We start from the raw sequence: 13,035 nt of genomic DNA, 5'->3' as shown, positions 1-13,035 counted from the left end.
CTTTTGTGACAAATAGACTAAACTTAAGATAAGGGCATCGGCTTGCGTGGCGACCAAGTCTTTGTTCAGTAGTAGTTTTCACTAAATAGGAATGCACTATGGGAAATGATGACCTCGACCGGAAAATGTATGTGTTAGATACCAACGTACTCCTTCACGAACCCCTCGCTTTCTTTTCATTCCAGGAACACGACGTAGTAATCCCCATGACAGTTCTGGAAGAACTGGACCACATAAAAGACAGAAAACGCGATGTCAGCAGCGATGCCAGGGTGGCCATTCGCAGTCTTGACGACGTGTTGCGCAATGCATCACCAGAGCAAATGCTTGAAGGCGTTGCCTTGCCCAAAGTGCAGCGAGACACGCATAAACCCGCCAGCAGCGGTAAGCTCATTGTGATCAATGACCATTTATATCCGGATAGCATCTCCGGGCTACCTGGCAACGAAAACGACCACCGCATTATTAACTGCGCCATACAGCTACAAAAGCAATACTCAGACAAAAAAGTGGTGCTGGTCACCAAAGACATTAATATGCGCCTGAAGGCCAAAGGGGCCGGACTCAAATTTGTGGAAGATTACCGCACCGATCAGCTAATTGACGACATTAACCTGTTGACCTCAGGGTATAACAAGTTTACCGGCGATTTCTGGACCAATGTGGGCGAATGCCAGACCGAGCAGCAGGGGCGTTATACGTTGCACCAGGTGCCTGCCAAACTGATGCCCGAAGTCTTTGTCAATGAATACCTGATAGACGAAGGAGATCATTTTGCTGCACGTGTGGTTGGTTACGACGCAGAGCATGTCACGCTCAAAGACATCAGTGTAGAGCGCCTGATGCACCAGCAGGCCTGGGGCGTTTCACCTAAGAATGTGTATCAGGGCATGGCGCTCGATGCGCTGCTTGACCCCAACATTGAGCTGGTGATCCTGACCGGTCCGGCGGGTTGTGGCAAAACCCTGCTGGCACTGGCCAGTGCGCTGGAAATGATCATTGAAAAGGGTGTCTATGACAAAGTGATTGTGACACGAAACACCCCGGAAATCGCGGAAAGCATCGGCTTTTTACCGGGCACGGAAGAAGAAAAAATGGCTCCATGGCTGGCCGCTATCACAGATACTCTGGAGGTGCTGCACAAACACGACGAGAGCCCCATTTCGAGTCGTAACTACATCATGGAAAAGGCTAACATCCAGTTTAAGTCGGTTAACTTTATGCGCGGGCGCAGCATTCAGAATGCGGTGGTGATCCTGGATGAAAGCCAGAACCTCACGGCCTCGCAGCTGAAAACCATCATTACCCGCTGTGGTGAAGGCACTAAACTGATCTGTACCGGCAACCTGGCACAGATAGACAGCAACTACCTCACCCCGGTAACCTCGGGGCTGACCTATATTGTGGAGCGTTTTAAGGACTTTGAGGGCTCTGCCACCATTAACCTCAACGGCGTGGTAAGAAGTCGCCTGGCCTCATTTGCCGAGCAAAACTTATAACACCGGGGCGGGCCATTATGGCCCGCTTTTTTCGTCTCGTGTTTTATTAACAATTCACTATACTTTAGTTATTTAGATGACTAACAAGTCTTGAGATTACCCTGGTCGAGGGGATATGAAACTAAAACACCTTTTAATCGTGAGTTTTCTGGTGCTGTCTGCTGTGCCCTTGTTTTTATCCTTGCAGTATTTGAACCATTACACAGCGACTAATTATCGGGCGCAGGTTGCAGATAAGCTGGAAGCCTTATCTTTGATTGCAAAGCATCGCATTGAGGCGGTGGTCGATCGCGTAAAGGATGGTAATGCCCTGATTAAAAGCCGCACTCAGATGCGCATTAGTATGGAAAAATGGCTACAGCATCAGGATGAGACGGCTCTAACTAAGGTCAATATGATACTGCGTGATGCACATGCAAGTATGAATAAGCTGCACAGCATTAGCTTGTACGATATCAATGGTATGTTGGTGGCCTCTTCTCATCCTCATCCTCTCAATGAACGCCTGAATGTGCCCATCGTAAAAGCTTTGCCTATGGTAGAGTTACGCTATCATCAGTCACAATTATTTATGACCAGTACTGATAAGTTACAGGTTGAAAATCGTGATATTGGATTTATTCAAACACACTTCTATGGTGATTTCATCATTAACTTTGTGCGCAAACGCGTTGGCCTGGGTGAGACCGGTGAGTGGTTGTTTGCTGTGCGAAATGAGCGGGGGGATGCAGTGTTTGCTGTACCGTTAAAGTATGATGCTCAGGCGGCTTTTAATCGTATTGTGGACAAAGAGCGAACCGATGTGCCTATTACTCAAGCGTTACTAGGCAATGAAATATTAATGTCCAATGCACCAGACTATATGGGGGAGCCTGTCATGGCTTATACCCGGTATCTCGCAGATATGGACTGGGGTCTGGTGGTTAAAATAAACGAGTCTGAAGTGGGCACTATGCTGCGTGAGACCAAGTACATTATTTATATCCTGGAGGGAGTCATAATTGTACTGGCGATTATCGTTGGTGTTGGTGTCGCTGTGTATGTTTCTCAGCCAATAGAAAAGTTGATTGCACATACTGATAAGGTGGCGAGTGGCGAATTTGAGCAGTACAACAGTAGTGAAAGTTTTCAGGAGGTGAAGCAATTAACAGCGCATTTTAACTACATGATTGATTCCCTCAAAGAACTGAATCAAAATTTGAATAACAAAGTGAAAGAGCGTACGGAAGAACTGCAAACTGCCAACGATAAGCTTAAAATATTGAGCATTACAGATCCCCTTACCGGACTTTGCAATCGTCGTTACTTGCATGAGCAGCTTCAGCAGGAGTTAGCACGGGTTAGTCGTTATCAACATGATCTTACGCTGGTTTTGTTTGATATTGATCACTTTAAGTCCGTGAATGACAAATGGGGACACGATGTAGGCGATGTTGTTTTAAAAAGGCTTGCAGATTACCTTAGTAAGACGTTTCGCAGTAGCGACACGATTGCCCGGTTCGGTGGCGAAGAGTTTAGCCTTATTTTACCTATGACAAACAGTAAGGTTGCTTTGGCCACTGTGGAGCGTGCCCGCATGGAGATTGCAGAAATGCAGTTTGATGCCTCGGGCACGGTGTTTTCCGTGACCTGTAGTTTTGGTGTTGCTCAGGCAAAGATAGAAGACGATATGGACAGTTTAATTAAACGCGCAGATATGGCCTTGTACGACGCAAAGTCGGACGGTCGTAATAATACAAAAGTGGCCAACACTTAATTTTCGGCTTCCCAACCTCGGGTTTTTACTTGCTGACCAGCTTGAAAGATTGGCAACTGCTCGTTACTCTTGCTAAAACAAGGAACTAACGTCGAGTCGCTGTGTGGCGCAATTTCTCCCTCTCAAGAACTATCGTAAGGCGATTAGTGTGGCCTTGCTGGTACCTATGTTGCTGGCAGTGGTGCTGTGTTTTCACCTTTATCATATTAAGCTTGAGCGCCAGTATCAGGTTTACCAGGCCCAGTTTTTCGTGCTTGCCGGTCAAGTTGAGCAGGAAACGCTGGCCGCACAAACGGTGATCACCAGTATTCGTAATAGCCTTGCAGAGCCTATCCGCTATCAGCTGGATGCAGACTGGCAGCAAAATATTCGTCAGCAGGCGGGGTATTTTTATCGTCAGCTTCCCGATAATGGGGGAGAAGTCGTAGGCCTTGGTCGGTTTGTCCCGACCCCAGAGTTGGTCGTGCAGTGGCAGCAGATCATGGCGCTGGGTCCCAGTTTTAATACCGCACTGGCACTGATAGACGAACTCGAAGCCGTGGTGTTTGTTCAGGACAACGGCTTTGCTTTTATAAAACGCCGTGATACCAGCCAGAGCAATCTGCTGACGGCCATTGTTGAGTCGCGTTTCACCCCGCAATTCAGTCTGGGGATCACGGCCACCAGCATGCCAACCCGGGTTTTTGGTAAACGCTATTTTGCGCTGGGTCAGCGTTTGGCGAGTGGCTCATTGTCGCAAATTCTGTTGATCTATGATGTTGATAAACTGGCTGGCAAGTTGCAACAGATGACCTTTGGTGGCGGAGAGCTGGCATTAAAGGGCACACAACCGGGCGTGGTCCTGGCCACCAGCAAAGGCTACCGGGAGCCCGAAGGTGATGTGGCACGTCCTGACAAACTGCCCTGGGAAGGTGGAGTACGGTTTAGTTATCGCCCTGCGGCTCAGCCATTTACGCTGAATTTTGTCCAGGATGAGAGCCGTTTTTCTGCTCCGGCGCGATATGAAGTATTGCTGGAGTTGGGGTTTCTGATCCTGTTCATTGTATGTACGTTCGCCGCGTACGTATGGCTTAACGCGCAGGTATTTATTCGGCCATTAAAGCATTTTGTCCAATATCTGACCTATCAGGAAAATACTCCGGAAGCGACCATGAATTATCCAGTCCCTAAAGACTGGCAGCCCTGGTTTCTGGAGATTAAACGGGTTGTGACACAAAAGCGCAATGCGCTGCAACAATTGCAGGAAAACAACTCTAAGCTGGATGAGCAGGTTCAGCAGCAAAAAAAAGCTCTGTCACGTAGTTTGGAAGCCAAAGAGCGCCAGGCAGCCTTGCTTAAAACTGTTCTTAACTCAGTCCCAGATCTGGTTTACTACAAAAATATCGATGGCTCTTTTATCGGTTGTAATGAGGCTTTTGAGCGGTTTATGGGCGTATCCCAGGTTGACCTGGTGGCCCGTGAGCATCAGGAGGTGACTGAGCGACACCTGGCCCTGCTGGAACTTGAGCAAACCATGGGCCGACAGGGGCAAAGCCTCACTGACACCCTGGTGCTGGAAGGCAGTAGTTACCTCATCACGGTTTCGCCTTTGTATAACGACTTGCGTAAGCGCATTGGCACTTTAGGGGTCGCACGGGATATCAGCGAGCAACAGCAGGCGCTGACCGCATTACGGGCATCGGAGCAAAACTTTAAAGCAGCGATTGAATATGCGCCCAATGGGGTAATTTTATTATCTGTTGACCGCCTGGTGCTTGAGCTTAACCGTGCGGCGCGTAAATTGTTTACGTGCGTTGATATTGGCAGCAGCCTGTATAGCGTGTTTGAGGATGCCGATGTGGAGGCGCTCAATGATGTGCTGGATCATTGCCTGCAAGAGCGCCAGGGAGCCAGTGAGCTTAGCCTGGCTCAGCAAGACCCAAAGCGCTGGTTGCATCTGAGCGTTTCTCTGGTGTGGGATAAGCAAAAGAATCCCAAATATTTTGTTATCCACGTTCAGAATGTCACGGCGCTGATCCGTGCCCGTCTGGACGCCGAACGGGCAAACCATGCCAAAAGTCGCTTTATTGCCAATATCAGCCATGAGATCCGCACACCCATCAATGCCATTTTAGGTATGGTAAGCATCCTTAAGAGCGAGCTGGACGCCAGTAAAGAGCAGCAAAAACTCGAGCAGATTGAGCGCGCCGCTCAGCAGTTATTAGCGATGCTGAACGATATCCTTAATTTTGCACGGCTTGAAAGTGGTCAGGGTAAGCCCAACAACCAGCCATTTTGTTTGGTCGATTTGGTAACCAGTTTGAGTGGTTTTATTACGCCGCTGAGTAGTGCGAAACAGCTGGCGTTTGAGGTAGAAGTAGACCCGTTTATCTGGCCAAGATTGATAGGTGATGAGGCGCGTATCAAGCTGGTTCTGATGAACCTGTTGGGCAATGCCGTTAAGTTTACTGAGCATGGCCGGGTCGGAGTAAGCCTGTCGTTGCAACCCGATTCACAAGCGTCCGGGCAGGCCATCAGGTTTTGTGTCTGGGATACCGGTCCTGGGATCAGTGAGCGTGATCAGGCCCGCTTGTTCGATGCCTTTACACAGGGCAATGAAACTAGTTCCCGTCCCCACGAGGGGATAGGACTTGGCCTGGCAATTGTGAAGCAGGTGATCCAGTTATTGAGGGGAGAGATCACACTCTCCAGCAAACCCGAAGTCGGCAGCCGGTTTGAGTTCACTCTGCAATTAGAACGAGCGGCATTGTCTGGCGATGAGCAGCGTAAATCTCTGTTCTTAATACTGGGCGATCAGGCACCTTTGCCTTATCTGGCACACCAGGGGGTGCGCCAGGGCAGTGTGGCTGACCTTAAGGCGCTGAGTGCTCCCGCCACGGTCCACTACCTGGCGTGTGATGACCCTGTACATATTCAGACACTGTGTCAGTCTGAGCCTGAATTGGATGCACGCTGGCTGGTGCCCGACACAGCCGGCTGCCTGGATGTTTTGCCTGCCAATTCTGGCACCTTCAGTTTACCTGGGCCCGTGTTTTATCAGAGCCTGAGTACCTGTCCACTGGAAGTGCCTGAGGCGGCTTTACCAGAACCTTGCTTGTTATCTCCAATGCTCTGTATTGTTGTTGATGACAATCCGGTGAATCTGGATATCAGCACAACAGTACTCGAACAGCATGGTGCAACGGTGGTTGCACTGAGTAACGCAGAGAATATAGTCGCCATTTGTCAAAAGCTGCGCCCCGATGTCGTGCTGATGGACTTATATATGCCCAATATTGACGGGTACGAAGCCAGTCGACAATTGCGCCGCCAGTTTGACCGTGACAGCTTACCTATTATTGCGCTAACAGCCAATGCGCATGAGCAGGAAAAGCAGCAGGCCATGGCGACCGGGTTAAATGGCTTCTTAGTTAAGCCCGTTACGCCGGTGGACTTGTGCGGGGCGTTGCAGGATTATATTCCGGCCAGTGAGGTGATCTTTGACTATCCGTTTGCACTGGCCCAAATGATGGGTAAAGAAACCTTGCTCCGTACCATGGTAGAAAAGTTTGCTAAGCTTTGTGAAGAGTACGTAACATCTTTGCACAGTACGCACTGTGCCCCCGAACTGGTCAGTTTGGCACACACCATTAAAGGATCAGCTGCGGGGCTGGGACTACGCCGTCTGGCCGCTCAGGCACGCAAGTGCGAGGTTGCTGCAAAGCAAACGGATAAACAAGCTGCTGCTCAGCTATCTGACCGGTTAGCTGATGAACAGGCACAGTTGCTGGCAACTGTAGAACAAACTTTGTGTTTTATTTCGTTTTGGTTAAAAGGATAAGAAAATGCACAAATCAGCTCATATACTCGTCTTAGACCCAGATCCGCTCAATCGTGTGGTATTGCAAAACACCCTGGAAGAAACCTACCTGTTGACGCTGAGTGCATCACCTGAACATGCTCTTAAACAGCTTAAAAGTACTCGTATAGACCTGATCATCATTGATAATCAGCAGCTTGGCGACGCGGCTCAGACATTTTTGCAGGCGTTAAAAGCCAATGCTGAGACAGCCCAACTGCCTGTGATTGTGATCTCCGCTAGTGCCAGCTTTTTAGATGAAGCGCAGAGCCTTCAGCAAGGTGCTGTCGACTATATTACCAAGCCGTTTAACCCTAATATTGTGAAAGCTCGGGTAAAAATTCATCTGGCTATCAAGCAACGTAACGATCAGCTCTGCCAGCAGGCGCTGATCGATGGTATGACATCACTGCCCAATCGCCGGGCATTGGATCAAACTCTGGCAACTTTCTGGCGACAGTGCGCGTCGGGGGTTCGGCCTCTGGCAGTGTTTGTACTGGGTGTGGATCACTTTGAGCGTTACAACCAGCTGTTTGGTCATATCAGGGGCGATGAATGCCTCTATAAAATTGCGCAGGTGGTGGCTGGGATCATCAATAATATGGACGGGTTTACGGCCCGCTATGATGGTGGACGCTTTGTGGCTTTGCTGCGAGATATCAGTGAGCTTGAAGCGCAAGAGGTCGCAGAGGCTATTCACAAGGCGGTTGCGGCGTTAGCGATCCGCCATCCGCACTCGCCGATTTGTGCGCATGTAACGGTGAGTGTGGGAATTTGCTATACCAAAGCCGACTATTCTAGAGCACACCGGGATCCGCTCGATCTGGCTGCCTCAGCGCTGAATGATGCGCGTGAACGGCAACAAAAAGCCGTGTTGAGTGTGGTGTAAGTGGTTCAGAGCGTGTTTACTCTGAACCAAGAGTGCGAGCAGGTTACAGCAGGTGGGCCAATGCTGTGTCACCAAATCCTACTAACTTATTGTCTTTAAAAAGTAAAGGAGTACATTCATCTTTGGTTACTACGCCGTCTGAATGCTTACTATTAGTAGCAAAGTAAAGTACCTGATAAACGGAATCCCCCTTAGACACCATGTCCGTGTATTCAGGTGTACCGAGCTTGTTCAGCACACTCTGGTACTCTGTACCCATTTTTAGCTGGCTGATTTTTTCGCGATTTTGTTTTTGCTCTTTTTTCCAGCTATGGTGACCGTTAAATTCGCCATCTGTGACCGCGACAACACAGCCTGTCAGGGCGGTTGAACTCAAAAGCGCAGTTGCAAGTAGTAATTTTTTCATCTTTATATCCCAGGCTTAGCCGTCTTTGTTTTCTTTGAATTTTATTTTGCAAAGAGTTTGCCAGTTTTTAACCCTTTAAAAATCAAATGCTTATGTCTTTTGTTGATTCAGTGCGATTTAACCAATGCCAAATTTTTAAAGATTTTGCCAATATTTGGTCAAAAAAACCAACTCATGGGTGTTGGCGGTCTGGACAGTGAGGTGGGGCCCTGAACGTAGCGGCCAGGGAGCTATTCAGACAATACACCAGACAGTCAAGTTCACTTTGTGCACCCCGCACGGAGACGGGAGCCACTCTAAAGTGACTCGTTGCTGAGTGGGTACGCTTATGATGGATTCGAGTCGTTTCTGTTCGAAGCCACACTGCTATACCAGGCGGTTGTGCTCTCGCCCTTGTAAAAAGCGGTCAATATTCGTGGCAATGCCTTGGATCAGGCGCGCGATGGACTCCTGACTGGCCCAGGCTGTGTGAGGGGTTAGCAATAAGTTGTGACCCTGATACTGTACCAGCGGGTTAGTCGCTTCTGCTGGTTCTGTGCTGAGTACGTCAACACCGGCACCAGATAGCTGTTTAGTGGTTAGTGCATTTGCCAGCGCCTGCTCATTGACGATGCCGCCGCGTGCGGTATTCAGTAAAATGGCATGAGCCGGGAGCAGTGCCAGTGTGTTGGCATCGAATAAGTCGCGGGTGGTATCAGTCAAAGGACAGTGAATGGAGACAATATCAGCGCTGCGCAGAGCTTCGGTAAATTCAACGCGCTCAGTACGCACGGTTTCTTGTCCCGGGCGTTCAGCAATAATCACCTCGGCACCAAAAGCTGCAGCAACTTTCGCAACGGCCCGGCCCAGATTTCCATATCCAACGATTACAAAGCGTTTGCCAGACAAGTCATGGATAGGGTAGTCCAGACGGCAGAACAGCTCACTACGCTGCCAGGCACCATTGGCGCAATCCTGTGCATAGCGGTGAATATTACTCATTAAGTTGCCGAGCAAAGTAAAAGTATGCAGGACGACTGACGCGGTAGAATAACCTGCGACATTAGTCACCGCAATAGTGCGAGCCCGTGCTGCTTCAAGGTCGATATTATTAGTGCCGGTTGCGGCCACGCAGATCAATCTTAGATCAGGCAGCTGGCTCAGGGTGCTGGCATCGAGCACGACCTTGTTAGTCACAACCACACTGGCACCTTGCAAACGTGATAATAGTTGAGTGGGTGAGGTGGTATCGTACTGTGTGACTGTGCCAAACTTTCTGAGCGGGTCCAGGCTAACACCAGCCAGTGTGGCGGCATCTAAAACAACAATATTCATAACGGCAAACGTTCCTGACTAACTGATGGCGCCGAGTGTATCATTTTTATCGCTAAAATTTATCTTTGTACTTGACCTTGAACTCAACTCTAAGGTTTATACTGTGATCAGATTCATTAAGGACGGCAAGACTGATTATGTATAAGATTGGCCACATTGCGAAACAATTAAATGTGTCTACCGACACACTGCGTTATTACGAGCGCCAGGGCCTGCTGCAGGCAAGTGAACGCAGCGCTTCAGGTTATCGGTTATATAACGATAGCGCACTTGAACAGATGCGTTTCATTGTGCGTGCAAAGGCGGTGGGCTTCAGTCTCAAAGATATTCAGGAACTGCTGACCATTAAAATTGACAAACACAATCACAGTTGTGAGGAGGTTAAGTCGCTGACTGTACAGAAGCTGGCACAAACCCGGCAAAGAATTGAAGAGCTACTGAAATTTGAACGCTCTTTGAACGTGCTGGCCCAGCGCTGCTGTGGCGGCGAAGAAAGTGCTGATGATTGTTCTATTTTAACCGCGTTGGAGGATGTAGATGGTTCTGCTTGATAATTTTTGGCAACTTTTTTTGGTTTCAGCGCCCTGGCTGATGTTGGGCCTGTTACTTGCCGGATTGCTTAATGTATTCATTCCCAAAGATTTTTTAAAAAAACATTTAGGTAAGGAAGGCCTCTGGACCACTATAAAGGCCGCTCTGATCGGTGCGCCTATGCCACTGTGTTCCTGTGGGGTGATCCCGGCGGCCATCGGGCTACGTCGTGCCGGCGGGTCTAAAAGCGCCACCACCGCTTTTTTGGTATCGACACCCGAAACCGGGGTTGACTCAATCTCGGTTTCCTATGCGCTGCTTGGACCATTTATGGCTGTGATCCGACCCATTGCCGCGGTAGCCAGCGCGATCACAGCCGGAGTACTGGTTGGCAAAGATGAGGGCAACACACAGTCCACGACTCCGGGCGTCTTAGACAGCGGGTGCTGTGGCGGCTCAGCAAAAAAAGCGGGACCGGATAAAAGCAGTTGTTGTGCTACTGAGCCTAAACCAGCGCCTGTGCAAACAAGCAGCTGTTGCGATAGCCAGAGTGAGGGTCAGCCAGTACCACAAAGCAGTTGCTGCGATAGCAAGCCTGCTCAAAAGCACCCTGAGCAGGCCTCCTCCTGCTGTGCATCCGCACCATCTAATCCTGGGCTTTGGCAAGAGTTGACGTCTGCCGTGCAATTTAGCTGTAATAAATTGTTAGCCGATACTATGCAATGGCTACTGATTGGTCTATTCTTTGCCGCCTTAGTACAAACCTATGTTCCTGAAGCTTTTTTGGCTCAATGGGGTAATGGGATCCTGGCTATGTTAGTGGTCATTCTGGTTAGTATTCCGATGTACATCTGTGCCACAGCATCAACGCCCATTGCAGCCGGATTACTTTTGGCGGGGGTGTCTCCCGGCGCTGTGTTAGTCTTTATGCTGGCTGGCCCCGCGACCAATGTCGCCACCATAGGCGTGGTGGCCAAAGAGCTGGGTCGTCGCGCTGTGTTTGCTTACCTTGGGGCAGTCATCGGCGTGGCGATTATGTTCGGGTTTTTAACCGACTGGCTGGTGGCACAATTTGGCTTCACCGTGGCACCTATGATGGGACACAACCATGAAGTTTTGCCATACTGGCTAACACTGAGCAGTGGTGTTGTACTGGCTTTGTTAATGGGCCGGCTGATGCTGCAGGGCATGAAGCAGCGTTTTTTACCTGCCCAGACATCGGTATAATACGCGGGAGCCTGTATAATAGCGCGAGTTGTACAGGCTCCTCTGGTCAGACTTGATATTCTTAGCTTCCGATCCGGGCGCGCGATAGAATAAGACGTTTTGATGACAACCACCAATAATAAAAGAGTAGTTTAGTGGATAAATACGCAGATATCAGACCTTACAATGACGATGAAGTCCCCGCAGCTTTACAGCGTTTGCTGGACGATGATCAGTTTATTGATGTGATTGCGGAGCATAACCTGCCCAAGTGGCTGGCAGGGTGGGATCTGATATCCCGGCCACTGGTACGCAGTCGGCTGAAGAAAAAGTGGCAGTCAGTTACCAACGTTGAAGCGGTACAGGATGAGGTTGCCGGCTATCTGTCTATGCTGATTGAGCGCACTACCAGCAAGGTAACGTACTCAGGGCTAGATAAACTCAACAAGCAAGGCGCCTATCTGTTTATCTCTAACCACAGAGACATAGTACTGGATCCGGCACTGGTTAACTGGGGCCTGCATCAGCAGCAGATGCAAACTGTGCGTATCGCCATTGGAGATAACCTGTTGCAGGTGCCGTATATCACAGAGCTGATGCGCCTGAACAAGAGCTTTATCGTGAAGCGATCTGCCAAGGCACCGAAAGAAATGCTGCGTGCCTTGTCTCAGTTGTCTGCGTATATTTATGACTCGCTGGATGAAGGCAATTCAATCTGGATTGCACAAAAAGAAGGACGTGCTAAAGATGGCGTCGACTTTACCGATCCGGCATTGCTCAAGATGCTGCAGCTGCAAGGGCGCAAGCTAAAATTGCCGCTTGCTGAATATGTGCGCCAGCTCAAGATTGTACCGGTGTCGATTTCTTATCAGTACGAGCCCTGTGCTGTGTCAAAAGCCCGTGAGCTTTATCACAAACAGCAGTTCGGTGAATATGTTAAAGCCGAAGGCGAAGACATTAGCAGCATCATCGAAGGGTTTAGCAGCGATAAGGGCCATGTCCATGTGGCGTTTGGCACACCGATAGATGAAGAGTTTGAAACGCCGGAGCAGCTGGCCGAAATCATCGATCAGCAGATTGTCAGCAATTATTATCTGCACTCGAGCAACTATCTGGCCGCCGGCGATGAGAGCCAAAGTAGTGAGCAGGAAAAAAGCCGCTTTATGGAAGCGCTGGAGCAAGTGCCGGAAGAGTTACGTCAACTGGTGTTGTCTATCTACGCACAGCCCGCAAAACGCAAACTGTCGCAGTAATCTTCTAAAGCGCCTTTCGGGGCGTTTTTTATGCCTGGCTGGTTTTTAATATCTGAATGATGGTACAAGGAGTGGGGATGTTATTGAAACAAAAAGAAAAGGTGTCCCCGGCAGCGCGGATGCAGATGTCAGTCCTTGAACCCTAAGGTTCAAGGCGGAAAGCAACAGCCCACCGTAGGCTTCTCGGTACCTGCCGAGCCTGCGCAATAGTAAGCAAACTGCGTTCCTAAGAAAAAGTTATCGGCTCAGGGACATCATCCACTGTCCAACGTGCTAGGGAACGATTTCAGTATATAAGACCAAGCCGCATCTAGAAACCTTTATCCGCAAATATCCGTAAAAA

General features: G+C 49.4%; 9 protein-coding genes and 1 other RNA gene. 7 read left to right on the top strand and 3 right to left on the bottom strand.

The annotated features are described in order from the left end of the window. Window positions 1-98 precede the first annotated feature (98 nt). From MHN33_RS20370 to MHN33_RS20355, 4 genes are all read left to right on the top strand, one after another. Window positions 99-1,499: a PhoH family protein gene (locus tag MHN33_RS20370; protein WP_239400834.1), complete on the top strand. Its 1,401-nt coding sequence runs from the start codon at window positions 99-101 to the stop codon at window positions 1,497-1,499. Window positions 1,500-1,614: 115 nt separating this feature from the next. Next, entirely contained in the window at window positions 1,615-3,255 is a 1,641-nt protein-coding gene (locus MHN33_RS20365) for a GGDEF domain-containing protein (protein ID WP_239400832.1), read from the top strand. Window positions 3,256-3,358: 103 nt separating this feature from the next. Then, on the top strand, window positions 3,359-7,075 hold the full coding sequence (locus MHN33_RS20360) for a response regulator (protein WP_239400830.1): 3,717 nt from the start codon (window positions 3,359-3,361) through the stop codon (window positions 7,073-7,075). 4 nt (window positions 7,076-7,079) lie between these two features. After that, window positions 7,080-7,982, top strand: a complete 903-nt coding sequence (locus tag MHN33_RS20355) for a diguanylate cyclase (protein WP_239400829.1) — start codon at window positions 7,080-7,082, stop codon at window positions 7,980-7,982. Between the two features lie 43 nt (window positions 7,983-8,025). On the opposite strand, the gene MHN33_RS20350 is transcribed toward MHN33_RS20355, so the two are convergent. Together MHN33_RS20350 and MHN33_RS20345 are read right to left on the bottom strand one after the other, a co-directional pair. Continuing rightward, window positions 8,026-8,388 carry a DUF3192 domain-containing protein gene (locus MHN33_RS20350; RefSeq protein WP_239400828.1) on the bottom strand — a complete coding sequence of 121 codons (363 nt, stop codon included), beginning with the start codon at window positions 8,386-8,388 and terminating at the stop codon, window positions 8,026-8,028. Window positions 8,389-8,754: 366 nt separating this feature from the next. Further along, a complete protein-coding gene (locus tag MHN33_RS20345) occupies window positions 8,755-9,702 on the bottom strand; it encodes a D-2-hydroxyacid dehydrogenase (RefSeq protein ID WP_239400827.1) in 948 nt (315 codons plus the stop codon). 137 nt (window positions 9,703-9,839) lie between these two features. Here MHN33_RS20345 and zntR point away from each other — a divergent pair, with 137 nt between their 5' ends. The 3 genes from zntR to MHN33_RS20330 all read left to right on the top strand — a co-directional run bounded on the left by zntR (window position 9,840) and on the right by MHN33_RS20330 (window position 12,692). Further along, entirely contained in the window at window positions 9,840-10,253 is a 414-nt protein-coding gene (gene zntR / locus MHN33_RS20340) for a Zn(2+)-responsive transcriptional regulator (RefSeq protein WP_239400826.1), read from the top strand. Beyond that, complete coding sequence (locus MHN33_RS20335; protein WP_239400824.1) at window positions 10,240-11,460, top strand: SO_0444 family Cu/Zn efflux transporter; 1,221 nt, start codon at window positions 10,240-10,242, stop codon at window positions 11,458-11,460. Before zntR ends, MHN33_RS20335 begins: the two co-directional genes overlap by 14 nt. Window positions 11,461-11,594: 134 nt before the next feature. Then, window positions 11,595-12,692, top strand: a complete 1,098-nt coding sequence (locus tag MHN33_RS20330) for a 1-acyl-sn-glycerol-3-phosphate acyltransferase (RefSeq protein ID WP_239400822.1) — start codon at window positions 11,595-11,597, stop codon at window positions 12,690-12,692. Between the two features lie 100 nt (window positions 12,693-12,792). Here the strand turns inward: MHN33_RS20330 and ssrS are convergent. Then, window positions 12,793-12,975: non-coding RNA, 6S RNA (gene ssrS / locus MHN33_RS20325), on the bottom strand. Window positions 12,976-13,035 lie beyond the last annotated feature (60 nt).

This window comes from Pseudoalteromonas sp. OOF1S-7 (assembly GCF_022347765.1).
In the GTDB taxonomy this organism is placed as follows: Bacteria; Pseudomonadota; Gammaproteobacteria; order Enterobacterales; family Alteromonadaceae; genus Pseudoalteromonas.
Note: the sequence above shows the minus strand (reverse complement) of the source record. Positions and strands in the feature narration are given on the sequence as shown.